Raw genomic sequence first — 25,211 nt, forward strand, 5'->3', positions numbered from 1 at the left:
ACAGGCCACGAACCGGCGCGCCGCCGCACGATTCTCGCCCATCCACCCCTCCCGCGCCGCCGCCCGCAACCCCGACAGCGACACGGGCGCCGCGGAACCAGAGCCGCCACCAGACGGGGACGGACCACCGGCCGAGGGCGAGCCACCAGACGGGGACGGGCCACCGGTCGCGGCGTCTGCGTTACCGCCCATGTGCCCCACCCCCTGCCCGTCCGGCTACCTGATATCGAATCTGTGTTCTATGATACGCATACACATTCGAACAGGCAAGGGTTGAACATCATCAAATAGCCCCAGCCGAGAACACGCGGGACCGTCGTGCTCACGCCAGTGACGCAGCCACCGCCGCCTTCGCCCACTGCCCCACCCCGATAAGGGTCGCCGACGCCGCGCCGCACCAGTCGCCGTAGCCCAGCAGGAACAGTCCCGGGACGCCCGGCACCTCGACGCCACTCGTGAGGACCCGTCCGTCGCGACGCGGCAGCAACCCCCGCAAGTGACCCAACGCCGGCCGGAAGCCGGTGCACCAGATCACCGCGTCGACCGGCTCGCGTCGACCGTCCGACCACTCCACACCGGCCGCGGTGAACCGCTCGAACATCGGCGTCGCCTCCAGGAGGCCGGCGTCACGGGCCGCGCGGACCGGCGGCACCACGACGATGTCGCCCAGCTCGGCGATGCCGCCGCCGGACTCTCCCACGCCCCGGATGGCCGCGTTGGCGACGCGGAAGAGTTCGCGGCCGTCGACATCGTCGGGCAGGTAGCGGGGTGGGCCGGTTGTGCACCAGGTCAGCGACCCGCCGGAGTCGGCGAGTGGCCGGGCGAGGTCAGCGGCGATCTGGGCGCCGGAGTTCGCGCCACCGACCACCACGACGCGCCTGCCCTCGAGGTCCGACGGGCCCCGGTAGGCGGCGCTGTGCAGCTGCCGGCCACGGAAGTCGGCGGCGCCCGGATAGGTGGGGACGAAGGGGCGTCGATAGGTACCGGTCGCACTGATGACCGCCCGCGCGCGCCACGAGCGACCGTCAGCGGCCCGGATGAGAAACACCTCGTCGTCGTCATGGTCGTCGTCGTGGTTGTCGTCGTGGTCGTCGTGGTCGTCGTTGCTGTTGGCGGCGTAGCCACCCTCTCGCCCCGCTCCCGGCCGCTCCACGGCGACCACCGTCACCCCGCGCCGCACGGGGAGGTCGTAGTACTCCTCGTAACCGCGCAGGTAGTCCACGACGTGGGCCGCGTCGGGATTGGCGCCGTCGTCGGTGCGGGGCATGCGGCGGCCCGGCAGGGACGAGAAGTCGGCGGGCGAGAACAACCGCAGGGACGGCCACGTGTGCGGCCACGCGCCGCCGGGCTCGTTCGAGGCGTCGAGGATCTCGAAGTCCGCGCCGGCGCGGCGGAGATAGAAGCCGGCCGCGAGGCCCGCCTGGCCCCCGCCGATCACCACGACGTCGCGGTGGATCACAGCGCCCGACCGATGACCTCCTTCATGATCTCGTTCGTGCCCCCGTAGATCCGCATGACGCGGGCACCGGCGAACTTCTGCGCGATGGGGTACTCCATCATGTAGCCGTAGCCGCCGAACAGCTGGAGGCAGCGGTCGACCACGTCGTCGAGCATGTCGGTCGCCTGGAGCTTGGCCATCGACGCGGTGACGGCGTCGAGCTCCCCTGCGATCTCCCGGGAGATGCAGTGGTCGACGAACGTGCGGGTGGCCATGACCTGGGTCTTACAGTGCGCCAGCTCGAAGCGGGTGTTCTGGAAATCCAGGATCGGCTTGCCGAACGCCTGCCGCTCGCGGACGTACTCGAGCGTCTCGATGACGGCGGCCTCGGCCATGGCCAGCGCGTCCACGGCGATCGCCAGGCGCTCGCGCGGGAGCTGGTTTATGAGCTGGTAGAAGCCCTGCCCCTCCTCGCCACCGAGGAGGTTGGCGGCGGGCACGCGCATGTCGTTGAAGAACAGCTCGGCGGTGTCCGCGCCGTGGCGGCCCATCTTCTCCAGCACGCGGCCACGCTCGAAGCCCGGCGTCGAGGCCTCGACGGCGAACAGGGCCATGCCCTTGTGGCCGGCGTCGAGGTCGGTCTTGGCCACCACCACCACGAAGTCGGCGGAGCCACCGTTGGAGATGAAGGTCTTGGAGCCGTTGATGACGTAGTGGTCGCCGTCCCGCTTGGCGGTGGTGCGCACGCCCTGCAGGTCGGACCCGGCGCCGGGCTCGGTCATGGCGATGGCGGAGATCCACTCACCCGAGCAGATCTTCGGCAGCCACTCGCGCTTCTGCTCCTCCGTGGCGTAGTTCGCCACGTAGTGCGGGGTGATGGTGGAGCCGACGCCCATTCCGAAGGCGGTGTCGCCGGAGTGGACGAGCTCCTCGGTGACGAGGTACTCCATGCCCGGGTCGCCGCCCTGGCCGCCGAACTCCTCGGGCACGTCGAGGCAGATGAGGCCGGCCTCGCCGGTGCGCAGCCAGGTCTCGCGGTCCACGTGCTTCTGTGTGGACCACTTCTCCTGGTTGGGCGTCATCTCCTTGGCGAAGAACGCGCGGGCGTGCTCGCGGAGCAGCCGGTGGTCGTCGGTCTCCCAGGTGGGGCGGTAGTCGGGGAAGAGTGCGGACACTGGGGGCCTCCATGAGGGGACGACGACGACGATGAGGTTCGCGGCAAGTTTACGTGGGCCCGTTCCGGCGACGGCGGGCACGCGAGCACCGAGGAGGGCCATACTCGGGTCATGAACGATTCCCCGGACCGGCCAGAGAACGCAGCCCAGCCCGAGAAGGCCACCACCCCGGCATCCTCGGGCCATTCCGTGCCCGAGGCGTTCCCCACCGACTGGACCCGGGGGCTGGTCCTGGTCGCGCACCCCGACGACCCCGAGTACGGGATGTCCGCCGCGGTGGCGCGCTGGACGGCCGAGGGCCGCAGCATCGTCTACGTCCTGGCCTCCAGCGGCGAGGCGGGCATCGAGGGGATGGCGCCGGCGATCGCCGGGCCGATCCGGGAGGAGGAACAGCGACGGTCGTCGGCGATCGTCGGAGTGGACGAGGTGGAGTTCCTCGGTTTCCCGGACAGTCGGATCGTCAACAACGCCGAACTGCGCGACGCGGTGGCCGACGCGATCCGCCGCCATCGCCCGGACGTCGTCATCTCCCTGTACTCCGGTGAGGAGTTCGGGCCGGGGATGCCCAACCCGCGCGATCACATGGAGTTCGGCGCGGCCGTGGGGGCCGCGTACGACGACCTGGTCGCCGCGGTCGGGGTGGACGCCGCGGAGGGGCGTCCGCAGATGTGGTTCGAGTCCTCGCCCGAGATGACGCACTACGTCGACGTGAAGGGTTTCGTCGAGCCGGCCGTCGACGCGCTGGCCGAGCACTCCGAGTACCTGTCGGTGCTCGACCCGGAGACGCCGGTGCGGGACCAGGCGCGGGCGCAGGTCGAGACCGTGTGCGCGTCGCGTGAGGGACTCGCGGACGGGAACCCGGTGGTGGGCTTTCGGCGCATGCGGCCCTGAGCCGGCCTCAGGCCGGTTCGGCGGTCGATTCCCCCGGGCCCAGTGGCGCGTAGTACGCCTCGGAGGGCCGCAGACGCTCGACGATCTCGTCCGCCCACTCCGCGTGCGGCGACGCCATGGTGCCGTCGCCCGGACGACTGACGTAGGTCAGCCAGAAGCGCTGCGCGCCCTCGCCGACGACCGCCGAGTACACCAGCGCGCCCTCCGGGCCGATGATGTCCTGTGGGACCGTGGGGAGCACCCGGAACGACACCGACCAGCCGTCGCCGACGCGCGTGGAGAGCGGTTCGATCCGCTCCTCGACCGGCCGCCCCGGGACGGGGAGCAGGAACTGACCCATCCCGTTGACCAGTGCGAGCGCCGCGAGCTGGTTGTCCGGGTTCTCCGGGTCGAACAGGTCCTCGGTGAGCTGCCCCACCAACACGACGCCGTCCGAGCGGCTCGGATCGTCGGCAGCCGCGACCGGACTCATGACGGTACTGCCGAAGACCAGCTCCCCCGACTCCGCGCGCCACCCCTCGGGGACGCGGATCACCAGGCCTGCGTAGGGATCCACGTGATCGGAACCGGCCGCCACCTGGATCTTCGGGGACAGGGTGCGCACCCCCGGGGAGTACGTCGCCGACGAGACGACCACCGTCACGACCGCGGCGACCACCGCCAGGACGGCGACGAGCGCCACCACGAGAATGGTCCGGCTCCGGCCGGCGGACGGGTTCTGCCCTGACGTCATCCGCCCAGCGTAGGCGGCCGGGTTTCCCGCAGCGTGATGTTGACCCTCCCCGGCTCCGCGCCCAGCACCTCGCGGCACCACGCCGGGGCGGTGCCGTCGAAGACCTTCGGTACGCCGTGGAAGGCCATCCGCGACGGCCCGCCGAACACCACGAGGTCGCCCGACTCCAGGCGCACGTCGGTGTACGGGCGCCCGCGGTGCTCCGGGGTCCCGAAGCGGAACGTGCACGCATCACCCAGGCTCAGCGAGACGACGGGTGCCGTGCTCGCCTCGTCGCGGTCCTGGTGCAGGCCCATCGTGGATCCACGGCCGTAGAGGTTCACCAGGGCGGTGTCCGGGGTGTAGGCGGGGACGGGGTCGGGGGTCCGGTCGGCCGACCCCGCGACCACCGGCTCCACCGCCGCTGCCGCCGCGAGCCCGTTCCGCGCCGCCCGCACCAGCCAGTCCGGGACCGGCGGGACCACCTCGTCGTCGTCGTACCGGTACGGCACCCAGTGGCGCCCCAGGCTGAACGTGCGCACCGACATCCGGCCCCCGCCCGGCAGCACGATCGAGCGAGGCACGCGCATCGCGGCCCAGTCCACGCACGCCCGGAGGAGGAACTCCTGCTGCTCGCGGCTCAGCCAGTCGGGCACGTGCACGGCGCCGGGACCCAGGATGGTGGGCTCGCGGTCGACGCCGAAGAGCGGCTCGGTCACCCCAGGTCCGTGCCCAGCACCGCCCACGCCTGCTCCGCCAGCTCCGGGGTCGCGGCCGCCACGACCGTGCCGCCCTCGAGCGGCTGGCGGCCGTCCGGGCCGGTGATCACGCCGCCCGCGGCCTCGATGATCGGGATCAGCGCCACGATGTCGTACGAGTTCAGGTCGGCCTCCACGACCAGATCGACACGCCCCGCGGCGAGCATGCAGTAGGCATAGCAGTCCCCGCCGAAGCGCTGCAGGCGGACCCGGCGGCCGAGCTCGTCGTAGCGGCTGCGCACCTCGCCGTCGTCACCGAACATCGACGGGTGGGTGGTGTACATGATCGCCTCGGACAGCTCCGTGCACCCCGACGCGCGCAGGTCGATCGCGCCCGGACCGTCGGAGCGGCGCCGCACGGTGGCGCGGCCGTGCACCGCCGCGAAGGTCTCGCCCAGGACCGGCTGGTCCATCCACCCGGCCACGGCGCGGCCGTCCTCCACCACACCGACGAGCGTGCCCCACCCGGCCATGCCCGTCATGAACGCCTTGGTGCCGTCGATCGGGTCCAGGTACCAGGTCCGGGCGGCGCCGGCCGGCCCGGTCTCGCCGTTCTCCTCCCCCACGATCCGGTCGCCCGGGTAGACGTTCGAGATCCCCGCCCGCAGCAGCGCCTCGATCGCGCGGTCGGCCTCGGTCACCGGGTCGTAGCGCCCGTCCGTCGCGCCGTTCCCGGCCCGGCCGTCGCCGTTCCCGCCGTCGCCTGCCACGCCGTTCTTGTCCGCGGCGGCCAACGACTCGAGGTCACCGTGGAAGTGCCGGCGGGCGATGCGGCCACTGGCGGCGAGGAGCTCGTCGAGGCGCTCGGTCAGGTCGTGATCCAGGGGGCGTGCGGGCCGTGACGTCATGCCCCCATGGTGCACCACGCCCCGCCACCGTCCCGACGGATCGGCGCATGTGCGCCCTCGACGCCCACCGATGCGGCTACCGTGGGCGCACCCGAACACGGAACGCACCACCCACGGACGGAGCCGAAATGCGATGACCGCCCTGATGGACTTCATCTCCACCCGCCGCTTCCAACTCGCGACGGACTCGTGGCAGCACATCAGCGCCACCGTGCAGGCGGTGCTCATCGCGACGCTGCTCTCGGTCGCGCTCGGGGTGGCCGTGTACCGCAGTCGGTCGGGGTCCGCGATCGCCACCGGCCTGGCCGCCACCGCCCTGACCGTCCCGTCGTTCGCGCTGCTCGGCCTGCTCATCCCGGTCCTCGGCCTGGGCGTGCTGCCCACCATGACCGCACTGGTGATCTACGCGGTGCTCCCGATCCTGCGCAACACCATCGTCGGCCTGGACGCCGTGCCCGCGGCGACGGTCGACGCCGCCCGCGGGGTGGGGATGAGCCGGATCGGGGTGCTGGGCCGGGTCGAGATCCCGCTGGCGTGGCCGTCCATCCTCGCCGGGATCCGCATCTCCACCCAGATGTCGATGGGCATCCTCGCCATCGCCGCGTACGCCAAGGGCCCGGGGCTGGGGAACCTCATCTTCGCGGCCCTGTCCCGGGTCGGCACGCCCACCGCGCTGCCGATGGCGCTCACCGCGACCGTGCTCATCGTTGTCCTCGCGCTCGTCCTCGACGCGCTCCTCGTCCTGCTCGGACGTCTCACCATCAGGGGGAACCAGTGAGCACCTCAGAACCCGTCTCCGGCGTGCCGATCGTGCTGGACGACGTCACCAAGGTCTACCCTGGGCAGGAGCGCCCGGCGGTGGACCACGTCTCGCTCGAACTGCCCGCCGGGCGGACCACCGTGTTCGTGGGCCCGTCCGGCTGCGGCAAGACCACCACGATGCGGATGATCAACCGCCTCATCGAGCCCACCTCCGGCACGATCACGATCGACGGCGAGGACAACCGGACCCTCGACGCCGACACCCTGCGCCGCAGCATCGGTTACGCCATCCAGGCCTCCGGACTGTTCCCGCACATGACGGTCGCGCAGAACGTCGCCACCGTGCCGCGGCTGCTCAAGTGGAAAAAGTCGCGCATCCGTGAGCGGGTGGACCAGATGCTGGAGCTGGTCGGACTGGACCCGTCGGACTATCGCGACCGGTACCCCGCGCAGCTCTCCGGAGGTCAGCAGCAGCGCGTCGGCGTGGCCCGGGCGCTGGCCGCGGACCCGCCGGTGCTGCTCATGGACGAGCCGTTCGGGGCGGTCGACCCCATCACGCGCGCGTCGCTGCAGGACGAGCTCGTGCGGCTGCAGGACGAGCTACGCAAGACCATCGTCTTCGTCACCCACGACTTCTCGGAGGCGGTCAAGCTCGGAGACCGGATCGCGGTGCTCGGCCCCGGATCGTCGGTGCTGCAGTTCGACACCCCGGAGGCGATCCTCACCAACCCCGCCGACGAGACGGTGAGCGGGTTCGTCGGCGACGACGCCGCGCTGAAGACACTGACCCTCCGGCGCGTGGGGGACGTGGAACTGCAAGGGGCGACGACGGCGAGGGCCTCCGAGAGCCCGACCGATTTCGCGGCCCGGTTGCGCGGAACCAGCGACGAGTGGGCCGTGGTGCTCGACGACGCCGGCCGCCCCCTGCGCTGGGTGCGCGGGGACCGGGTGTCGCGAATGCCGGACCTGGGCTCGGGCGGGTTGCCGATCACCGGCACCGTGACGGTCGACTCCTCGCTGCAGGAGGCGCTGGACGGACTGCTGTCCACGGCGAGCGCCACCACGGTGGTCGTGGACCGGGACGGGGCCTACTGCGGCACCATCGGGATCGACGACCTGGTCGCCGAGTTGCGGCGTATCCACCACCGGCACAACGACGAGGGCCTCGCCGAGCAGGACGTGGCGCCGTGAGCGCCCCCGCCACGGCGACGCGCGCGGGCTCCGCTGGTCGTGGTGGCGCTGCCAATGGGGTCGCCGCTCTCCAGGACTCCGCGCGGCTGATCGTGCAACCGCTCCTCATCGTGGCCGCGGCCGTGGGCGTGCTGTGGTGGGCGTTCTCCGGCGAACTGGACGAGACACAGAAGGCCTCGCTCAACGCCGCCTCCATCACCCAGCGCACGCTCGAGCACGTGCAGATCACGGTGACGGTCGTGGCGATCGTCGTGGCGGTCGGCGTGCCGCTGGGGATCCTGCTCACCCGCAGGCGCACGCGGTTCCTCGCACCCGTGGCGGTGGGGTTCGCCAACATCGGCCAGGCGGCGCCCGCGATCGGCCTGATCGTGCTCCTGTTCCTGGCCACCAACCGGACAGGGTTCTGGATCGGTGTGCTGCCGGTCGCGTTCTACTCCCTGTTGCCGGTGCTGCGGAACACCATCGTGGGGATCCGTAACGTCGACCCCGCACTCATCGACGCGGCGCGCGGACAGGGGATGTCGAGCGGACGGGTCCTGCGCACGGTCGAATTGCCGCTCGCGGTGCCGTTCATCCTCGCCGGCCTGCGCACCACCCTCGTGCTGGCGGTGGGCACGGCGACGCTGAGCTTCCTCGTCGACGCCGGCGGGCTGGGGATCTTCATCGACACCGGATACCGGCTGCAGGACTACACCACCCTCGTGGTCGGCTCGGTGCTGGCGGTGTGCCTGGCGCTGTTCGTGGACTGGCTCGGCGGGGTCGGCGAGATCCTGTTCAATCCGAAGGGGCTGCGATGACCGGCACGATCCCCGCGCGCGCCGGGATGAGGCGGGCAGGGTTGACACGAACAAGGCGCCTGGTCGCCGCGCTCCTGGCCACCGTGATGCTGGCGACGGGATGTGGGCTCAACAACGGCGGTTCCGTCCCGCTGCCCGTGGGCCCCGGCCCCGAGGGCACCGTCCCCGCGCTGGAGGGAGTGCGCATCACGGTCGGCGGCAAGGACTTCACCGAGGGCGTGATCGCCAGCTACCTGGTGGAGTTCCTGCTGGCGGCCGCGGGGATGGAGGTGTCCGACATGTCGTCACTGGCCGGGTCGAACAGTTTCCGCCAGGCGTTGGTGACCGGGCAGGTCGACATCGGCATGGAGTACACCGGCACCGCGTGGATGAGTTACCTGGGCAACTCCGACCCCATCCGCGATCCGCAGGGGCAGTGGGAGGCGGTGCGTGACGCCGACCTGGCCGAGCACGACCTGAGGTGGCTGGCCCCCACCACCGTGGACAACACCTACTCGTTCGCGATGAACCGGGCCACCGCCGAGGAGACCGGGGTGCGCACGTTCTCCGAGTACGCCGAGTTGGCCCGGACCGATCCACAGGCGGCCCTGACCTGCATGGAGACCGAGTTCTCCGTGCGTCGCGACGGTTGGCCCGGGCTGGCGGAGGCCTACGGGTTCGACGCGGACGCCGTGCCCACGCCGATCATGCAGCCGGGGATCATCTACCAGGCGACCTCGGTCGGCCGGGAGTGCCGGTTCGGCGAGGTCTACACCACCGACGGCCGGATCAAGGGCCTGGACCTGCTGGTGTTGGAGGACGACCAGCGCTTCTTCCCCGTCTACAACCTCGCGACGGTGGTCCGCGGTGAGATGCTCGACGCGCACCCGGAGATCGAGGACGTCCTCGCCCCGCTGGTGGACATCCTCACCAACGAGGTGATGGTGGAGATGAACATGCGCGTCGACGTCGACGGCGAGGATCCCGCGCTGGTCGCGCGCGATTTCCTCGAGGACCGGGGGCTGGTCTCGGTGGAGTGACCCGGCGCGTGCCCCACGCGGCCGGATGCGCCCGCCCGCCCGGTGACACACAATCGGGTACCACTACCAGGAGGTGCCCTGTGTCCAGGAGGTCGATCGTCTCGCTGCCGCGGACGGCCGCGCGACTACCGCGGATGATCCCCGACCTGGCGCATCTGCCACCCGGGCGGATCGTCACGCTCGCGGACGGTGTCACCACGAAGGTCCACGACACCGGCGAGGAGCACCTCGCACCGGCGATCCTGCTGCACGGGATGGCGGCCACCGGGATGCTGAACTGGTACCAGACGTTCGAACGACTGCGGGGCGAGTACCGACTCATCACGTTCGACCAACGCTGGCACGGCAAGGGCTTCCACGGGGATTTCCGGTTCGAGACCCTCGCGGAGGACGTGCTGCGGGTCGCCGACCACCTCGACCTGGCGGCGCCGGTGGTGGGCGGCTACTCGATGGGCGGGATCGTCGCCCAGCTCGCGGCCCGCCGCGACCCCTCCCGGCTCGGTGGCCTCGTGCTGGCCGCCACCGGGACGGGCGCACAGCGCAATGCCCTCGAGAAGGTCGCACTCAGCGGGTTCACCCGCTCCCAGCCGCTGCTCAACACCGTTCCGGAGGAGGTCGGCGAGGTGGTGGAGGAACAGGTCGACGACGAGGCGCTCAGGCCGCACGCGTGGGCGCTGCGCGAGTTGTCGTCGGTCTCGCTCGCCACGCACCGCACCGTGATCGCCCAGGTGGCCGGGGTCAACTCGACACCCTGGCTCCACGAACTCACCCTGCCCGTCGCGGTGGTCAAGACCACCCGTGACCTCGCGTTCCCGCAGTGGATCCAGGACGAGATGGCCGATTTGCTGCCGCACAGCGCCGTGTTCCCGATCCACGCCGGCCACGCAGTCTGTGCCACCCACCCCGGCACGTTCGCCCGCCGGATGCGCACCGCGATCGGCTGGGTCGTGTCGAACGCGCGCTAGAGCGCCGAGTACCGCACCGCGGTCACCACGAACACCACCAGGGCGATCACGCCCAGGACCACGCCCGCCAGTGCGCGACGTGGGTTCGCATCGTCGTTGGTGAGCCAGCCGGTGGGCCAGCGGGCGAGCAGGCCGAACGCGACGGCCATCAGGCCCGCGAGGAACGCGATGATGTTGAGCACCGGCACCCACGAGATCACCAGGGCCCCGACACCCAGCACCAGCGCCCGGGTCCCCAGGTCCATGCCGTCGGACGAGCGCCTGCGTGGCGAGGCGGCCTCGGAGCGGGGGCGGAGCGGCATGAGTGCAGCCTAGTCGCCGGGGCGTCCCCGCTGGTCGTCCAGACGAGCGACCCGCCGGCCCCCGGCGGTCTGCCGGTACGAGGATTCGACGAGTTCGGCCACCTCATCCCAGTCCGGTCCACGGCCGCCACCGTCCACTCCACCGTCCAGCGGCAATGCCAGCCAGCCGGCCGGCCCGTAGTACGCCGGGACGTGGAATCGCTCGTCCTGCGCCAGCGCCGCGCGCTCCCCCGGATCCGGCAGGAACAGGAGTGCCCGGGCCAGGAGGGGGTCCGAGTGATCCCCCTTGACCGAGCCGCCGTACACCGCGAACACCTTGGTCGTGTACCAGGTGGGCCGGCCGTGCGAGATCTTCTCGCCGGCGTCCGGCAGCGCGAGGCACACCTCCCGCAGACGCGTCGGCAGAGGATCCGCGGCGTCGAACATGATCGGATGACCCACACGGCCGAGACTACGACCGCCGACCGCATCATCCCGGGCGAACGGTCGCCGAAACCCGCCGCGGGCCGACTCAGCCCCCGAACTGCCCCGCGACGAACCCCGCCAGCAGCACCGCGAACCCGCCCATCTCGCCGACGATGAGCGCCACCATGCCGATGTGCAGCGTCGCCGTGGGGTGCTCGAACTGGTTGGTCGTGTCCCTCCGCGCGCCGTGGAGGATGTAGCTGCCGATCGCCACCAGGAAGAAGAAGACCACCACCGCGGCCGCTGTCAGGTTCACCCAGGTCGGCCAGCTGCTCAGCTCGACGAACGCGGCGATGAGCAGCGTCGCGAACGAGTACAGCAGCGAGGCCCGGTGCGCGATGTCGACGTACGGGTGGGCGAGATGATCGGCGGTGGTGGCCATCTGCCGGTACTTCCACACCCCCAGGCCGAGCGCCAGCAGGAAGAGGAGACCCGCGGCGAGCAGGGTGAGGCGCGTGTCGAGGCCGAGTTCCATGGATCCTTCCGAAGTGCACTTGACAGCAGGGCGTGATTTGTATGCTTCACGACCATAGGACAGCACGCTGACCTGCGCGCTCGTTCGCGCGCGATCGCACACGGGAGGCCTCATGGACGCGCAGGTGGTGCACGCCGCGGCAGTGCAACTGGAAGGCGTGCCGGGGCGCGTGGACCTCACACTGGGTCGACTGGAGAAGATGATCGTCGAGGCCGCCGGGCGGGGCGCGCGCCTGATCGCGGTGCCGGAGTTCTGCACGTCGCCGGTGCCGATGCGCGGGCGGGTCCACGACGCGGTCCTTCCGCGCGAGAACGTGGCCGTCGAGATGTTCCGACGCCTCGCCGCACGCCACTCCGTCACCGTCGGTGGGTCGATGCTCGTGGCCGACGACGACGAGGTGTTCAACCGCTACCACCTGGTCGAGCCCGACGGACGCGTGCACATCCATGACAAGGACCTGCCGACGATGTGGGAGAACTGCTTCTACACCGGCGGCGGCTTCTACACCGACGGCAGCGACGACGGGGCGTTCGACACCGGGCTCGGCGGGGTGGGGGTGGCGAGCTGCTGGGAGCTGATCCGCACCGGGACCGTGCGCAGGCTCCGGGGGCGCGTCGCGGTGGCGGTGACCGGGACCCACTGGTGGACGGTCCCGGACAACTGGGGCGGGCTGACCCGGCGAGCGCTCGGTTCGCTCGCGCGGTACAACAGGGACCTGTCGGAGAACGCGCCGGCGGAGTTCGCCCGGCGGCTGGGCGCGCCCGTGCTGCAGGCCTCCCACTGCGGGACGCTGCGGTCGGATTTCCTCTTGTTGCCCGGTTCCGACGCATCGGTGCCGTACGCCACGGAGTTCGTGGGCGCCACCCAGATCGTCGACGCCTCGGGCACGGTCCTGGCCACCAGACGCACGGACGAGGGGCCCGGGATCGTCTACGCGGACGTGCCCCTCGGAGCCACGGACCCCGTCACGCCGCTGGAGGACCGGTTCTGGATCCCCGACCTGCCTCCGCTGCTACGCGGGTACTGGCACCAGCAGAACGTCGCGGGCAGGAGCTACTACCGCCGCCGAGGTCGCGTAGCCGGGCTGCGCGCGGCGCATCACAGGTGCACGTCGTTGTAGGCCCGCTCGTCCTCGATCGGCTCGAGGTGTGTGGTGATGTGCGAGCTCGGCAGGACCGCGTGGATCTCCTGCTCCACGGTCTCCACGAGGTCGTGCCCGCGTTCGACGCTCCACTGACCGGGCACCAACGCGTGGAACTCGACGAAGCGCCACCTGCCCGACTCCCTCGTCCGCAGTTCGTGGAAGTCGACGCGGCCGGGTTCGCGGTGGCGTTCGAGGACCTCCTCGATCGCCCGGTTGTCCTCGTCGGGGAGCGTGGCGTCCATCAATCCCATCCCCGATTCGTGTACCAGTCGATAGCCGATGAACAGGATGTTCAGTCCCACGCCGATCGCGACGATCGGGTCGAGCACCTCCCAGCCCGTGGCCCACGCGAGCGCCAGGCCGGCGACGACGCCGACCGACGTGATGACATCGGTGATGAGGTGTTTGCCGTCGGCCTTGAGGGTCGGTGACCGGTGACGGGTGCCCGCCCGCACCAGCGCCACACCCACCACGCCGTTGATCACGGCGGCCACCACCGAGATGGCCAGGCCGACACCGAGTGCCTCCAGCGGTTCCGGATTGATCAGCCGCTCGACGCTGACGACCAGGATGAACGCGGCGGCGACGAAGATCATCGCGCCCTCGACACCCGCGGAGAAGTACTCGGCCTTGGAGTGACCGTACTGGTGGTCGTCGTCGGCCGGGCGCTCGGCGACCGTGATGGCGCCGAGCGCGATCACCGCCGCCACGAGGTTGACCACGGACTCCGCGGCGTCGGAAAGCAGGCCGACCGAACCGGTGACCCACCAGGCCGCGATCTTGAGCACGATGGTCACGATCGCCGTGGCCACGGACAGCCACGCGAACTTCCTCAGAGTCGACACGTCCCAGCAGCCTAGTCCCGCACGCAGGAGACCTCCTGCCCGTCGCCCGTTGTCGGTAGGCTCGGTGTCATGCATGTGGGACTGGCCTGGCTCGGAGCAGCGGTGTTGCTCGCCGCCGGAGAGGCGGCCGGGGGCGAGCTGTTCATGCTCATGCTCGCCGGCGGCGCCCTCGGCGGCTCGGCCGCCTCGTTCCTGGGCGCGCCGGTCTGGGGGCAGGCCCTGGCGTTCGCCCTCGTCTCCCTCGTCCTCGTCCTGGGGGTCCGCCCCCTCGTCCGGCGGCGCCTGCTCGCCGCGCTTCCCGAGCACGACACCAACACCGCCGCGCTCACCGGCCGGGACGGCACCGTCGTCGAGGCGATCGGCGCGGGCGGCGGACTGGTCGAGATCGCGGGCGACACCTGGACCGCGCGTCCGCTCCTCGAGGGCGAGACGTTCGAGGCCGGGGACAAGGTCCTCGTGCACCAGATCGAGGGCGCCACGGCGATCGTCGTGCGTGGCATCTAGAAGGCGCTGGTCTTTAGCCAGCGGACACGCACGAGAAGCATCGGAGGAACCATGGAAGGCTTGATCTTCCTCGCCGTCATCGTCATCCTCATCGCCTCGGTGGTGGTGAGCTCGGTCAAGCTCATCCCCCAGGCGGAGGCCGCCGTCATCGAGCGGCTCGGCCGTTACCAACGCACCGTGAGCGGCCAGCTCACGCTGATCATCCCGTTCATCGACCGGGTGCGCGCCAAGGTCGATCTGCGCGAGCGGGTGGTGACCTTCCCGCCGCAGTCGATGATCACGGAGGACAACCTCACCCTGAGCATCGACACGGTGGTCTTCTTCCAGGTCACCGACCCCAAGGCTGCGGTCTACGAGATCAACAACTACATCGTGGCCGTCGAACAGCTGGCCACCACCACCCTTCGCAACGTCGTCGGTGGACTCACCCTCGAGCAGACGCTCACCAGCCGCGACATGATCAACAAGCAGCTGCGCGGGGTGCTCGACTCCGAGACCGGACGCTGGGGCCTGCGGGTGGCCCGGGTCGAGTTGCGGTCCATCGATCCGCCGATGTCCATCCAGGAGTCGATGGAGAAGCAGATGAAGGCCGACCGCGAGAAGCGCGCCACCATCCTCACCGCCGAGGGACAGCGCGAGGCCGCGATCACCACGGCGCAGGGTGCGAAGCAGGCAGCCATCCTCGACGCCGAGGGCAACAAGCAGGCCTCGATCCTCAACGCCGAGGCCGACCGGCAGTCCCGCATGCTGCGCGCCCAGGGTGAGCGCGCCGCCCGCTACCTCGTGGCCGAGGGCCAGGCCGCCGCGATCGCCCGGGTCAACGCCGCGGTCAAGTCCTCCAAGCCCACGCCGGAGATGCTGGCCTACCAGTACGTGCAGAACCTCCCGGAGATGGCCAAGGGCGAGGCCGCCACGATGTGGATGATCCCCTCGCAGTTCGGCGACTCGCTGGAGAACTTCGTCAAGTCCGTCGCCAAGAAGGACGACGACGGGGTGTTCCGCTACGAGCCGGCCGACGTCGACTCCGATGCCGATCTGCCGTCGGCGCCCGACGAGTGGTTCGACACCTCCACCGACCCGGAGATCGCCCGGTCCGTGGCCGCCGCGGAGGCGGCGGCCAAGGGTACGACCTCGGTGATGGACGAGCAGCCGAGCCGGCCCAAGCCCAAGCCCGGCGTGTTCGACATGGTCCCGGAGTCGGAGGGTGGCGTGGCGCCCGACAGCCCCTCGCAGTCGGCAGGCCAGGACACCCCCGCGATCGGCGGGCCCCAGGCTCCCGGGCCGGGGCAGCCGTCCGGGTTCGACCAGGCCGCTGACCAGCGGTCGGGCGAGGGTGCCTACCCCGTCGATGGTGGCGACCAGCCCCGGCGGTGACCCCCGACGGGTGGCATTCCGCGCAGCCACCTCGACCGGCCGTCGTAACATGGGGGCGTGACTCGTAACAGTGGCCTGGGTGGTGGCCGCACGCCCGATGCCGAGGATGTTCGGCTGATCGAGACGGCGTCCGCGGTGTTCGCCGAGCGCGGCATCAAGGGCACGAGCACCGACGACATCGCGCGGGCGGCCGGGGTCACCCGCGTGACCCTGTACCGGCGTCTGGGGCCGCGGGACGACATCCTCCGCGCGATCTACGCCCACGAGGCGCAGCGCCTGATGATGACCGTCAACGCGCGCTACACGCCCTTCGAGTCCCTGCAGTGGGACCCGGTGAGGCACATCGAGGACCTGCTGGTCGGGACCGTCTTCGACATCCGGCAGAACGAACTGCTTCGTCGGCTCATCGAGGTCGACAAGGTCGAGGCCATGGCGTTGCTCGCGGGCCAGTCCGACACCGTTCTGGACGCGATCACCGAGATCCTCGCCCAGTTCGTCCGCAGCACGTGGAACGCGGACGTCCACACCCGCCCGATGGACGACGAGGAGTGCGAGCAGCTGTCCCGCGAGGTCGCCGGCGTCGTGGGCCGGTTCCTCCACTCACTGGTCGTGATGACGGACGGCCCGCCCGCGGTCGACACGGAGGAGCAGATCCGGGCACTGGCCCGCCGCGTGCTCGTGCCGATGATCCTGCAGCGCTGAACGCTGCATCTCTCTACAGCCCCGCGGGGAGCTCCTTCGCGCCGAGTTCGTGGGCCAGCGCGCTCTCCAGCCGGGGGTGTCGGAAGCGGTGGTCCGCGCCGGCGAGCGCCTGCGGCAGGATCCGCTGACTGGCCAGGGCGAGCTCGTCCGAACCCCGCCCGCCCAGGACGATCGCCGGGGCCCACCCGGGTACCGGGACGATCGTCGGGCGCCGCAGGACCGAACCGAGGACACGGGTGAACTCGGAGTTGGTGACCGGTTCCGGGGCGGTGGCGTTGACCGGGCCCGTCACCTCGGGGTCGACGATCGCCCGCAGGTAGATGTCGGTGAGGTCGTCCAGCGAGATCCAGGACATCCACTGCTCTCCCGAACCGAGGCGGCCGCCGAGCCCGGAACGGGTGATGGCGGCCAGCGGCGGGAGCATCCCCCCGGAACCGGACAGCACGATGCCCGTGCGCACGTTCACCACCCGGGCCCCGGCGAGACGTGCGGGCTCGCAGTCGCGCTCCCAGTCGACGACGATGTCGGCGACCGGACCGGAGCCGGGAGCGGAGTCCTCGACGAGCCGCTCGTCGCCGCGGTCGGCGCCGTAGTAGCCGATCGCCGACGCGGACACGAGGGTGGTGGACCCGCCGCGGGCGGCGACGAGTTCGGCGAGACGACGGGTGGGGCCCACGCGACTGTCGCGGACGAGTTCGAGATGCCGGTCCGTGAAGCGCCCAGCGATGGGGGCACCGGCGAGATGGACCAGGACGTCGACGCCCTCGAGGAGGTCAGCGGCGGGATCGCCGGTGTCCCAGTGGCGCTCCCCCGGGCCACGGGCGTCGCCGCGGACGAGGCGGATGACCCGGTGTCCGGCGACCCCGAGCAGCGCGGTGAGGGCGGTGCCCACGAGACCGGAGGCGCCGGTGACGGCGACGGTCAGAGCGCGGTTGTCGTACCGGGCGAGGCTGTCGAGGTCGGCGGCCATCTGGCGGTACCGGTAGGCGAACACCGGCGAGAGCATCCGGCCGGGCACCCGGGCGTCGATCCTGTCGCCGAGCAGGGCGGTGCCGTCCGGACCGGCCGTCACCGTATGCGTGTGGACCCATCCGGTCGTCGCGGCGTACGGCTGGGACACGCAGCGGTCGACGAACCGCTCACCCTCGATGAAACCGGCGGGGTCGTGCTGCGCGAGCCAGCGGGGTCCGAAGCGGACTCCGAGAGGTCCCGGCAGCGCCGTACGCGGTTCGAGGACCGCCACGCCGTCCCGCAGTGAATCGGCCTCACTCACCGGTCGCAGCGGCATGAACGGGGGCGAGAGCCGGCGGAAGGCGCCGGGCGAGGCGAAGTAACGCCACGCCTCGTCGGGGGTGGCCGGAACCGTGCAGGTGAGATCGATGCTCATCGGGTGCTCATCACGGCAGGAGGCAGAGCGGGGTCACGTCGCCGCGGCCGCCCGCCATAGGAACGGTGAGGAAGGCGCATGACCACCAACCGCGGTCCTCGATCACATCGCGGACGGTGGACCACTGCTCGGCGTCGAGGACCGGCTCGCGACTGAGCACGAACCCGGACGACCGCGTGGGGTCGCCCACGATGGCCAGCGAGTAGTCGTCGGCCAGGTAGGTGATCCGGTAGTTGACGGGTCCGTTCTCGTCCTGGAACGGGACCATCGGGAAGTTGACCCGGAGCGAGGCGTTGGTGTCGGTGTCGCGGACCTTCGCCTCGCCCTCGATCACCGAGTCCGAGCTGATGGCCGAGCCGCACGAGTTGCGCACGGAGACCGTGCCGGGCGCGGTCACCGCGTACTCGGCCCTGGTGTCGTTGGTGCACTGCAGCGTGTAGGGCTGCGGGATGGCGGCGACCTGGAACCACTCTCCCTGGTACCGCTCGAGGTCGACGGAGTCGACCTGGGTGAGCTCGGGTCCGCCGAGGGAGCCCACGGCGACACCGTCGGGCAGGAGCTGCGAGGAGCCGCCGCCGAGGCGTCCGCCGTCGGTGACGTCCTGAGCGCTGGCCACGGGGGCGGTGCCCAGGCCCGCCGCGAGGAGCGGCGCGACGGCCAGGGCCGTCACCAGGCCTCGCAGGCGGGACCGGGACGGGCCGGAGCGGGGGCTGGTGCTGGTGCGGGCGGCGGTGCTGGTGCGGGCGGTGGTGCTCATGCGTGGATCTCCTCGGTCGTGGTGGGGCCGGCGCCGTGGTCGCCGGTGAGGCGGTCGGGGTCGTCGGACGCGGAACCTGCGGTGGCGCCGCGGCGGGTCTGTCCTCGCGGGTCACCCGGCCACCACACCTTGTCCCCCACGAGGGTGAACAGGGCGGGCACGACCAGGGTGCGCACGACGAAGGTGTCGAGCAGGACGCCGAGGGCGACGATCACGCCGACCTGGGTGAGCACGATCAGCGGAAGGACGCCGAGGACCACGAACACCGAGGCGAGCACGATGCCGGCGGAGGTGATGACGCCGCCCGTCAACGCGACGGCGCGGACCATCGCCTCCCTGGTGGCGTGGGTGGAGGCCTCCTGGCGGGCCCGGATGGTGAGGAAGATCGAGTAGTCCACGCCGAGGGCCACCAGGAACAGGAAGCTGTACAGCGGCACCGACACGTCCAGGCCGGGGAAGCCCAGGATCTGGGTGGTGACGAACGTGCCGAGCCCGAGAGCGGCGAGCGACGACAGCACGGTCGCCGCCATGACCAGCAGGGGCGCGACGACCGACCGCAGGACCAGAACCAGGACGACGAACACCACGAGCAGGATGAGCGGCGCGATCAGGGTGAGGTCCCGCAGGTTGCCCTGGGACGTGTCGACGGCCTCGGCCACCGACCCGCCCACCAGCGCCTCGGCACCGGGGACCGTGTCGACGGCCTCGCGGAGCGCGATCACGCTGTCCTCCGACCGGTCGGTCGCGGGCGCGGCGTCGAGGACCACGGTGACGCGGCTCCATCCCGTCCCGGACTCGCCGGCCGGGCGGGCGGACACGACACCCTCCACATCCCGGACCACCTCGGTGATCTCGCCCTCGGTGCCGGTGCGGGTGAGCACGGTGACCGGGTCGGTGACGCCGGCCGGGAAGTGCTCGGCGGCGGTCTCGAGCCCGGCGGCCGCCTCGGAGGGGGTACGGAACTGTTCGGTCTGGCTCAGGCCGATACGCGTACCGAACAGGCCGAGCGACAAAACGGCGAGGAGCAGGACGCAGGAGACGAGGACCGTCACGGGGCGCTTGACCACGCGCGCGGCGACGCGGCCCCAGACGCCCGGCGGGACGTCCTCGTCGAAGTCCCGCGGGGTCACGGGGGCGCCGTCGTCGGTTCGCGTGCCGGCAGGTCCCTCGTGCGGGCGCGGGATGAACGGCCAGAACAGGCCGCGGCCACACACGGCCAGGGCGGCGGGCAGCGCGACGAGCGCGTAGACCAGGGCGACGAGCAGGCCCACCGCCGCGGAGGCGCCGAGCGATCGGTAGTTGGGCAGGGCCGCCAGGAGCAGGGTGAGCAGGGCGAGCACGACCGTGACGTTGCTGGCGATGATGGCCGGGACCGCGCCCCGGTACGCGTCGCGGAGGGCGGTTCGACGATCCGAGGTCTTGCGGAGTTCCTCGCGGTAGCGGGACACCAGGAGCAGGGCGTAGTTGGTTCCGGCACCGAAGACGAGGACGGAGACGATGCCGGAGGTGGACCCGTCGACGGTGAAGTCGAGTGCTTCGCCGACCTTGGCGACGAGCAGCGCCGCGACGCGGTCGGCGACACCGATGATGATCAGCGGGACGAGCCACAGCACCGGTGAGCGGTAGGTGACGATGAGCAGTACCGCGACGACCAGGGCCGTGGCCGCCAGGAGTCGGAAGTCGGCGCCCTCGAACGCGGCGGCGGTGTCGGCGGCGAACCCCGGGCCGCCGGTGAGCTGGGCGCTGATGCCCTCGTCGAGACCGTCGGCGACGGCGTCCCTCATCTCCGACACCAGGTCGCTGGCCGCGCCCCCGGAGAGGAACTGGGCGTCGACCGGCACCAGCATGAGGGCGGCGGCGCCGTCCTCGGACGGGATGGGCCCCTCTGCGGGAGCACCGACGACCTCGGCCATGCGCTCGCCGGCGCCGACGGCCGCGGCGATGCCCTCGGGCCCCAGTTCGCCGCCGTCCTCGCGGGTCACCACGAGGACCGCGGGGACGGACTCGGACCCCGGGAACTCGCGCTGGATCTCGGAGACGAGGGCGGCCTCGGAGTCGTCCGGGAGCGTCTGTGGCCCCTGCGACGAGCCCTCCGAGGAGGCGAAGGCGAACACCGCGCCGCTCACGAGGAGCACGACCACGAGCATCAACCACGCGGAGAGCTTGCCCGTGACGACGCCGACCCACCCGTCGGCCGACCCCGACCGCCCCGTCGACCCTGACTTCTCTGCAGCCGAGCGCTCAGCTCTCATCGGTTCCCTTGTCTTCACACGTCGTATTCGGAGAGGAACGCCTCGAGGATGGTGGTGACCTCGTCGGGACGTTCCATGCTGGGCGAGTGCCCCGCACCGGGGATCTCGCGATAGCGCGAGCCCGCGATCAGCTCGGTGATCCGCCGGGACTTGTCCGGGGGCGTGGCCGCGTCCTCTGACCCCACCATGACCAGCGTCGGGGCGATGATGCGGATGGCCTCGTCCTCACACGGGTCACGGTCGGCGACGGAGTCGATGGCCTTGACCAGCCCCACGCGATCGGTGCGCTCGAGCTGGGTCATCCACTCCTGGACCCAGGGGGCGTCGAGATTGCCCTCGGCCAGCATGATCGGCGCCACCCGCGCACGCAGGGGCTTCATGCCGGCGACGCGGTACACCTTGGACAGCGTCTTGTACTTGCTGCGGTTGGCCGGCTCCTCCGCGGTGGCGGCGGTGTCCATGAGGGTCAGGGTGTGCACGATCTCCGGGTTGCGGGCGGCCAGGCGCATCCCCACGAACCCGCCCATGGACAGGCCCACGAAGTTCACCACCGGGATCTGCAGGTGCCGCAGGAGTTCGGACACGTCCACGGTCAGGGTGTCCATGTCGTAGCCACCCATGGCCCGCGGGGAGTTGCCCTGCCCGCGGAAGTCGATCGTCACGCACCGGTACTTGTCGCGCAGACGGGCGATCTGGTGCTGGAACATCCAGCCCGAGAACAGCAATCCGTGGGCGAAGAACACCACCGGGGCGTCCTGGCGTCCCGCGGGGGCGCCGGTGTCCGTGTAGGCGATCGTCGTGTGACCGCGCTGGAAGGTGGGCATCGTGGCGTTCTCCTGCCGTGCTCTCGCGGCCGCCTGGAACGGCCTCTACGGTCGTACGATACGACGCCCGCCCGGGCGCGAGGCGGCCTCGAGCCGATCCGACGTGCGGTCGGCCGACATCGTCACCTCAGGGTGACCAGTCGGCGCGGGTCGTCGGGCCCGGCCGCCCGCTCGAGGTGCTGGTGTTCGTTGACCGCGATACACGTCATCCCACCGCGACCCACCACGACCCGGGCGGTCCCGGTGTTCACCGTCACGCGCTGCAACCGGGTCCACAGCCCCACGACCCCCTCGGGGTCGGCGAGGAGGCCGGCGACCGCCAGGGAGATCGTGCCGGCGGAGGAGACGACGACGGTCGTCCGGCCGGTCCCGGACCTGGCGGCGGCGTCCGCCAGGGCGTCGTCGGCGTCACGCCGGTACTCGGCGAACGCCTCGAGGCCCGCCCAGTGCCCGAGGGCGGCGTCGAGTTGACGCTGGAACGCCTGCTTGGCCTCGTCGGAGGCACCGGCGGAGTCGAGGGTCCCGTGCTCGGTGGTCAGGCCGGCCACGCGGGCGGCCTCCAGTACCGCGTCGGCGTCGTACTCGGCCCAGCGCTCGTCGACCTCCACGGCGACGTCCTCGGCGGCGTCCCGGTCGTGGTGGGCGCGCAGGCCGGCGAGCAGGCCCTCCGCCGTCTCGCGCTGTCGGCGCAGGCCACCGTGGATGATCACGTCGGGCCGCAGCCCGCGGCCGGCCATGTCCTCGCCGGCCAGGCGCGCCTGCAGGTGACCGGTCTCCGACAACCGGTCGTAGTCGCCGCTGCCGAACGAGGCCTGCCCGTGGCGGACGAGGTGGATGGACCCCATCAGCGCCCACCACCCGTCGTGCCGGTGGGTCGCCCGCCGATCACGGGGAGATCGCCGATCACCGGCAGGCCTCCGAGCAGACCCGTCACCTTGCCCCGGACGTCGTGGACGCCCCCGGCGAGCAACGGGAGCACGACCCGCGGGACGCCGAGCAGTTCCGGGACCACGTCCCGCGGGGAGACCCTGGTCGGTGTGAGGCGACCGTCGCCCGTGCGGATGATGCGCAGGCACCGCTGCTCGAGGAACGCCACTCCGGGTCGGAAGGCGCGGAACGCCGGGTTGGTGGTCTGCCCGTGGAAGTAGCGGTGGTTGATCTGCTGGGCGATCACGGCCAGGCGGAACAGACCGAACACCTCGTAGAAGCGCCACTGCTCCGCGGTGATGTCCAGTCCGGCCCGGCGGGCGTACCGCTCGACGACCTGCTTGCGGGTGAGCATCCCGGGCGCGTGGGTGGGCTGGCGGCGGAACGCCTTGAACAGCGGGCCGTCGTCGTCTTGCACCCAGTAGGCCAGTGCGCCGCCGAGGTCCATGAGCGGGTCGCCGACGGTGGCCATCTCCCAGTCCAGGACGCCGATGACGTGGGTGACGTCGTCCGGGTCCAGCACGAGGTTGTCGAAGCGGAAGTCGTTGTGCACCAGGCAGTGGCCCACGTCGTCGGGCTGGTTGGCGTGCAGCCACTTCATCACCGGCGCGAAGTCGGGCACGTCCGGGGTGCGGGCGCGACGGTAGCGGGCGGACCAGCCCTCGACCTGGCGGCGCACGTATCCCTCGCCGCGGTCGAGGTCGCCCAGGCCCGCGGCCCCGACGTCCACCGAGTGGAGGTCGGCGAGCGCGTCGACGGCCGCCTCGGCGAGATGCCGGGTGGTGACCCGGTCCATGAGCAGTTCGCGGGGCAGCTCCTTGCGCAGGATGGTGCCCTCCATCCGCTCCATCACGTAGAAGTCCGAGCCGATCACCGAGTGGTCGCCGCAGAACCCCACCATGCGCGGCACCAGCGGGTACACCGGTCGCAGCGCCGACTGGACGCGGTGTTCGCGCTTCATGTCGTGGGCACCGCGGGCCTTCGTCCCGGCCGGCGGGCGGCGCAGGACCAGGTCCGCGCCCGGGTAGCGCAGCAGGTAGGTGAGGTTGGACGCGCCACCGGTGTACTGCCGGACCTCGGGGATGACCGGCTCGTCGTCGTCGCCCAGATTCACCCCCGCCAGCACGGTCGGGTCGTCGGGCGCGATCGACCGCAACCACGCGGCCACGGCCTCGACGTCGAACGCGTCCTCGCGGCGCACCGCGTCGGTTCCCGGGACGCGGCGCCGCAGGGCGGCGTCGCGGTCGGGCGTGCCGTCGCGGGCGGTCATCGGGTCGCTCCGGTCTTCTCGGTGCCACCGGTGGTGGCGGCGTCGCGGTAGGGCGCGAGCAGGGCCCGGGCGACGACGCCGAGGTGGACCTCGTCGGGGCCGTCGGCCAGTCGCAGCGACCGCGCGGTGGCGTACGCCCCGGCCAGGGGGAAGTCGTCGCTCATGCCGCCGCCACCGTGGAGCTGCAGGGCCATGTCGATCACCTGCTGCGCCATCTTCGGAACGGCGGCCTTGATGGCGCTGACCTCCACGGCGGCCTGTCCCTCGGTGTCGAGCTTCCAGGCGGCGTGCTGGACCAGCAGGCGCGCCTGGTCGATCGCGATGCGCGCCTCGGCGAGACGCTCACGGTTGCCGCCGAGGTTGACGATGGGTTTGCCGAAGGCCACGCGACCCGAGGCACGGCGGCAGGCCAGGTCCAGGGCCATCTCGGACAGGCCGATCAACCGCATGCAGTGGTGGACGCGGCCGGGCCCGAGGCGGCCCTGCGCGATCTCCGCGGCCTTGCCCGGACCGGCGATGATGCTGGACACCGGCAGTCGCACGCCGTCCAGGGTCACCTCGCCGTGGCCGAGCGGTTCGTCGTAGACCCCCTGGGCGGTGAGCATGCGCTCGACGCGGACCCCGGGGGCGTCCATCGGCACCAGGACCATCGAGTGGCGCAGGTAGCGGTGCGCGTCCGGATCGGACACGCCCATGAAGATGCCCACCTTGCAGTCCGGGTGGCCGACGCCCGTGGACCACCACTTCCGGCCGTCGAGGACGACCTCGTCACCCTCGATACGGGCGGTGGCGGCCATGTTCGAGGCGTCCGAGGAGGCCACATCCGGCTCGGTCATGAGGAAGGCGCTGCGGATCTTCCCGTCCAGTAGCGGGTCCAGCCACCGGTCCTTCTGCTCCTGGGAGCCGTACTTGAGCAGGACCTCCATGTTCCCGGTGTCCGGGGCGTTGCAGTTGAACACAAGCGGGGCGAGGAACGAGCGGCCCATCTCCTCGGCGACCGGCGCGTAGTCGGTGTTGCTCAGGCCCGTGCCGCCGTGGGTGCCGTAGCGCTCGGCGTAGGGCCCCTCGTGTCCGGCCGGGAGGAAGAGGTTCCACAGTCCCTGCTCGCGGGCGCGGGCCTGGAGCTCCGGGACCCGCGGATCGACCGCCCACGGATCCTCCCCTGCCAGCCGGCGCCGGGCGATGTCGGCGTGGATCTCCGGCTCCACCGGGGCGATGTGGGTGTCGATGAACTCGCGGACGGCTGCGGTGAGATCAGCGGCGCGGGGCGAGGAGGAGAAGTCCATGGGTTCATCGTGGCACAGCCCGACGAACGGGTCCCGGCTCCGCGGCGTCTCCACGTGCGGGCCGGGGCCGGGGGTCGCTGTGACGACCCACCGGCCGGGCGGGCCGGGGCCGGGGGTCGCGCGCGGGCCCGCCGACGGGTG

The 25,211-nt window shown here is 71.5% G+C and carries 27 protein-coding genes; 10 read left to right on the plus strand and 17 right to left on the minus strand.

Annotated elements, in window-relative coordinates:
• The 3 genes from J1M64_RS05850 to J1M64_RS05860 form a co-directional block, all read right to left on the minus strand.
• On the minus strand, positions 1–192 hold a 192-nt coding region (locus J1M64_RS05850; protein WP_206473433.1), incomplete at its 3' end, for a hypothetical protein.
• A 130-nt stretch (positions 193–322) separates the two neighbouring features.
• Positions 323–1,459, minus strand: coding sequence for an ArsO family NAD(P)H-dependent flavin-containing monooxygenase (locus J1M64_RS05855; protein WP_206473434.1), 1,137 nt, complete (start codon positions 1,457–1,459; stop codon positions 323–325).
• On the minus strand, positions 1,456–2,613 hold the full coding sequence (locus J1M64_RS05860) for an acyl-CoA dehydrogenase family protein (protein ID WP_206473436.1): 1,158 nt from the start codon (positions 2,611–2,613) through the stop codon (positions 1,456–1,458). Before J1M64_RS05860 ends, J1M64_RS05855 begins: the two co-directional genes overlap by 4 nt.
• A 111-nt stretch (positions 2,614–2,724) precedes the next feature.
• Here J1M64_RS05860 and J1M64_RS05865 point away from each other — a divergent pair, with 111 nt between their 5' ends.
• Positions 2,725–3,504, plus strand: coding sequence for a PIG-L deacetylase family protein (locus J1M64_RS05865; protein WP_082924063.1), 780 nt, complete (start codon positions 2,725–2,727; stop codon positions 3,502–3,504).
• A 7-nt stretch (positions 3,505–3,511) separates the two neighbouring features.
• Here the strand turns inward: J1M64_RS05865 and J1M64_RS05870 are convergent, their stop codons facing one another.
• From J1M64_RS05870 to J1M64_RS05880, 3 genes are read right to left on the minus strand one after another with little or no spacing between them, the layout of a single operon-like run.
• Entirely contained in the window at positions 3,512–4,237 is a 726-nt protein-coding gene (locus J1M64_RS05870) for an APA family fibronectin-binding glycoprotein (RefSeq protein WP_206473438.1), read from the minus strand.
• Positions 4,234–4,935, minus strand: a complete 702-nt coding sequence (locus tag J1M64_RS05875; RefSeq protein ID WP_067719108.1) for an alpha-ketoglutarate-dependent dioxygenase AlkB — start codon at positions 4,933–4,935, stop codon at positions 4,234–4,236. The genes J1M64_RS05870 and J1M64_RS05875 overlap by 4 nt, the downstream gene beginning before the upstream one ends.
• Positions 4,932–5,822, minus strand: coding sequence for an inositol monophosphatase family protein (locus J1M64_RS05880; RefSeq protein WP_206473440.1), 891 nt, complete (start codon positions 5,820–5,822; stop codon positions 4,932–4,934). Before J1M64_RS05880 ends, J1M64_RS05875 begins: the two co-directional genes overlap by 4 nt.
• 133 nt (positions 5,823–5,955) lie before the next feature.
• Between J1M64_RS05880 and J1M64_RS19760 the strand changes: the two genes are divergently transcribed.
• From J1M64_RS19760 to J1M64_RS05900, 5 genes are all read left to right on the plus strand, one after another.
• Positions 5,956–6,600: an ABC transporter permease gene (locus J1M64_RS19760; RefSeq protein WP_067719103.1), complete on the plus strand. Its 645-nt coding sequence runs from the start codon at positions 5,956–5,958 to the stop codon at positions 6,598–6,600.
• Positions 6,597–7,775, plus strand: a complete 1,179-nt coding sequence (locus J1M64_RS19765; RefSeq protein ID WP_307872381.1) for an ATP-binding cassette domain-containing protein — start codon at positions 6,597–6,599, stop codon at positions 7,773–7,775. Before J1M64_RS19760 ends, J1M64_RS19765 begins: the two co-directional genes overlap by 4 nt.
• 86 nt (positions 7,776–7,861) lie before the next feature.
• Positions 7,862–8,572 carry an ABC transporter permease gene (locus J1M64_RS05890; RefSeq protein ID WP_067719194.1) on the plus strand — a complete coding sequence of 237 codons (711 nt, stop codon included), beginning with the start codon at positions 7,862–7,864 and terminating at the stop codon, positions 8,570–8,572.
• Positions 8,569–9,591: a glycine betaine ABC transporter substrate-binding protein gene (locus J1M64_RS05895; RefSeq protein WP_241261202.1), complete on the plus strand. Its 1,023-nt coding sequence runs from the start codon at positions 8,569–8,571 to the stop codon at positions 9,589–9,591. Before J1M64_RS05890 ends, J1M64_RS05895 begins: the two co-directional genes overlap by 4 nt.
• An 80-nt stretch (positions 9,592–9,671) precedes the next feature.
• Positions 9,672–10,556 carry an alpha/beta fold hydrolase gene (locus tag J1M64_RS05900; protein ID WP_253702204.1) on the plus strand — a complete coding sequence of 295 codons (885 nt, stop codon included), beginning with the start codon at positions 9,672–9,674 and terminating at the stop codon, positions 10,554–10,556.
• On the opposite strand, the gene J1M64_RS05905 is transcribed toward J1M64_RS05900, so the two are convergent.
• From J1M64_RS05905 to J1M64_RS05915, 3 genes are all read right to left on the minus strand, one after another.
• Positions 10,553–10,858, minus strand: coding sequence for a hypothetical protein (locus tag J1M64_RS05905; protein WP_067719096.1), 306 nt, complete (start codon positions 10,856–10,858; stop codon positions 10,553–10,555). The two genes, J1M64_RS05900 and J1M64_RS05905, sit on opposite strands and share 4 nt — an antisense overlap.
• A 9-nt stretch (positions 10,859–10,867) precedes the next feature.
• Positions 10,868–11,299, minus strand: a complete 432-nt coding sequence (locus J1M64_RS05910; RefSeq protein ID WP_067719093.1) for an MmcQ/YjbR family DNA-binding protein — start codon at positions 11,297–11,299, stop codon at positions 10,868–10,870.
• Between the two features lie 70 nt (positions 11,300–11,369).
• Positions 11,370–11,798 carry a hypothetical protein gene (locus J1M64_RS05915; protein ID WP_067719090.1) on the minus strand — a complete coding sequence of 143 codons (429 nt, stop codon included), beginning with the start codon at positions 11,796–11,798 and terminating at the stop codon, positions 11,370–11,372.
• Between the two features lie 112 nt (positions 11,799–11,910).
• Between J1M64_RS05915 and J1M64_RS05920 the strand changes: the two genes are divergently transcribed.
• Complete coding sequence (locus tag J1M64_RS05920; protein ID WP_241261203.1) at positions 11,911–12,918, plus strand: carbon-nitrogen hydrolase family protein; 1,008 nt, start codon at positions 11,911–11,913, stop codon at positions 12,916–12,918.
• On the opposite strand, the gene J1M64_RS05925 is transcribed toward J1M64_RS05920, so the two are convergent.
• A complete protein-coding gene (locus tag J1M64_RS05925; RefSeq protein ID WP_067719088.1) occupies positions 12,897–13,787 on the minus strand; it encodes a cation diffusion facilitator family transporter in 891 nt (296 codons plus the stop codon). The two genes, J1M64_RS05920 and J1M64_RS05925, sit on opposite strands and share 22 nt — an antisense overlap.
• Before the next feature lie 69 nt (positions 13,788–13,856).
• Here J1M64_RS05925 and J1M64_RS05930 point away from each other — a divergent pair, with 69 nt between their 5' ends.
• From J1M64_RS05930 to J1M64_RS05940, 3 genes are read left to right on the plus strand one after another with little or no spacing between them, the layout of a single operon-like run.
• A complete protein-coding gene (locus tag J1M64_RS05930; protein WP_067719085.1) occupies positions 13,857–14,291 on the plus strand; it encodes an NfeD family protein in 435 nt (144 codons plus the stop codon).
• Positions 14,292–14,342: 51 nt separating this feature from the next.
• The gene (locus J1M64_RS05935; protein ID WP_120285285.1) at positions 14,343–15,665 is read left to right on the plus strand and encodes an SPFH domain-containing protein; all 1,323 of its coding nucleotides are present in this window, start codon (positions 14,343–14,345) and stop codon (positions 15,663–15,665) included.
• A 57-nt stretch (positions 15,666–15,722) separates the two neighbouring features.
• Positions 15,723–16,367, plus strand: a complete 645-nt coding sequence (locus tag J1M64_RS05940) for a TetR/AcrR family transcriptional regulator (RefSeq protein WP_206473441.1) — start codon at positions 15,723–15,725, stop codon at positions 16,365–16,367.
• A 13-nt stretch (positions 16,368–16,380) separates the two neighbouring features.
• Here the strand turns inward: J1M64_RS05940 and J1M64_RS05945 are convergent, their stop codons facing one another.
• The 7 genes from J1M64_RS05945 to J1M64_RS05975 form a co-directional block, all read right to left on the minus strand.
• Positions 16,381–17,754, minus strand: a complete 1,374-nt coding sequence (locus J1M64_RS05945; protein WP_067719077.1) for a TIGR01777 family oxidoreductase — start codon at positions 17,752–17,754, stop codon at positions 16,381–16,383.
• Between the two features lie 10 nt (positions 17,755–17,764).
• Positions 17,765–18,511 carry a lipocalin family protein gene (locus tag J1M64_RS05950; RefSeq protein ID WP_082924061.1) on the minus strand — a complete coding sequence of 249 codons (747 nt, stop codon included), beginning with the start codon at positions 18,509–18,511 and terminating at the stop codon, positions 17,765–17,767.
• Positions 18,508–20,763, minus strand: a complete 2,256-nt coding sequence (locus J1M64_RS05955) for an MMPL family transporter (protein WP_082924060.1) — start codon at positions 20,761–20,763, stop codon at positions 18,508–18,510. The genes J1M64_RS05950 and J1M64_RS05955 overlap by 4 nt, the downstream gene beginning before the upstream one ends.
• A gap of 14 nt (positions 20,764–20,777) precedes the next feature.
• Positions 20,778–21,587 carry an alpha/beta fold hydrolase gene (locus J1M64_RS05960; protein WP_206473443.1) on the minus strand — a complete coding sequence of 270 codons (810 nt, stop codon included), beginning with the start codon at positions 21,585–21,587 and terminating at the stop codon, positions 20,778–20,780.
• A 122-nt stretch (positions 21,588–21,709) separates the two neighbouring features.
• Entirely contained in the window at positions 21,710–22,432 is a 723-nt protein-coding gene (locus J1M64_RS05965; protein WP_067719071.1) for a histidine phosphatase family protein, read from the minus strand.
• Positions 22,432–23,784, minus strand: coding sequence for a phosphotransferase family protein (locus J1M64_RS05970; protein ID WP_067719068.1), 1,353 nt, complete (start codon positions 23,782–23,784; stop codon positions 22,432–22,434). The genes J1M64_RS05965 and J1M64_RS05970 overlap by 1 nt, the downstream gene beginning before the upstream one ends.
• Entirely contained in the window at positions 23,781–25,070 is a 1,290-nt protein-coding gene (locus J1M64_RS05975) for an acyl-CoA dehydrogenase family protein (RefSeq protein ID WP_206473445.1), read from the minus strand. Before J1M64_RS05975 ends, J1M64_RS05970 begins: the two co-directional genes overlap by 4 nt.
• Positions 25,071–25,211 lie beyond the last annotated feature (141 nt).

The sequence above is a fragment of the Dietzia sp. KRD202 genome, assembly GCF_017168155.1.
Classification (GTDB): Bacteria; Actinomycetota; Actinomycetes; order Mycobacteriales; family Mycobacteriaceae; genus Dietzia; species Dietzia kunjamensis.

Coding starts and splice junctions, on each gene's coding strand:
- J1M64_RS05865 (WP_082924063.1), top strand. CDS start 2,725: ATGAACGATTCCCCGGACCGGCCAGAGAACGCAGCCCAGCCCGAGAAG.
- J1M64_RS05870 (WP_206473438.1), bottom strand. CDS start 4,237: ATGACGTCAGGGCAGAACCCGTCCGCCGGCCGGAGCCGGACCATTCTC.
- J1M64_RS05880 (WP_206473440.1), bottom strand. CDS start 5,822: ATGACGTCACGGCCCGCACGCCCCCTGGATCACGACCTGACCGAGCGC.
- J1M64_RS19760 (WP_067719103.1), top strand. CDS start 5,956: ATGACCGCCCTGATGGACTTCATCTCCACCCGCCGCTTCCAACTCGCG.
- J1M64_RS05895 (WP_241261202.1), top strand. CDS start 8,569: ATGACCGGCACGATCCCCGCGCGCGCCGGGATGAGGCGGGCAGGGTTG.
- J1M64_RS05905 (WP_067719096.1), bottom strand. CDS start 10,858: ATGCCGCTCCGCCCCCGCTCCGAGGCCGCCTCGCCACGCAGGCGCTCG.
- J1M64_RS05915 (WP_067719090.1), bottom strand. CDS start 11,798: ATGGAACTCGGCCTCGACACGCGCCTCACCCTGCTCGCCGCGGGTCTC.
- J1M64_RS05920 (WP_241261203.1), top strand. CDS start 11,911: ATGGACGCGCAGGTGGTGCACGCCGCGGCAGTGCAACTGGAAGGCGTG.
- J1M64_RS05930 (WP_067719085.1), top strand. CDS start 13,857: ATGCATGTGGGACTGGCCTGGCTCGGAGCAGCGGTGTTGCTCGCCGCC.
- J1M64_RS05935 (WP_120285285.1), top strand. CDS start 14,343: ATGGAAGGCTTGATCTTCCTCGCCGTCATCGTCATCCTCATCGCCTCG.
- J1M64_RS05945 (WP_067719077.1), bottom strand. CDS start 17,754: ATGAGCATCGATCTCACCTGCACGGTTCCGGCCACCCCCGACGAGGCG.
- J1M64_RS05950 (WP_082924061.1), bottom strand. CDS start 18,511: ATGAGCACCACCGCCCGCACCAGCACCGCCGCCCGCACCAGCACCAGC.
- J1M64_RS05955 (WP_082924060.1), bottom strand. CDS start 20,763: ATGAGAGCTGAGCGCTCGGCTGCAGAGAAGTCAGGGTCGACGGGGCGG.
- J1M64_RS05960 (WP_206473443.1), bottom strand. CDS start 21,587: ATGCCCACCTTCCAGCGCGGTCACACGACGATCGCCTACACGGACACC.
- J1M64_RS05965 (WP_067719071.1), bottom strand. CDS start 22,432: ATGGGGTCCATCCACCTCGTCCGCCACGGGCAGGCCTCGTTCGGCAGC.
- J1M64_RS05970 (WP_067719068.1), bottom strand. CDS start 23,784: ATGACCGCCCGCGACGGCACGCCCGACCGCGACGCCGCCCTGCGGCGC.
- J1M64_RS05975 (WP_206473445.1), bottom strand. CDS start 25,070: ATGGACTTCTCCTCCTCGCCCCGCGCCGCTGATCTCACCGCAGCCGTC.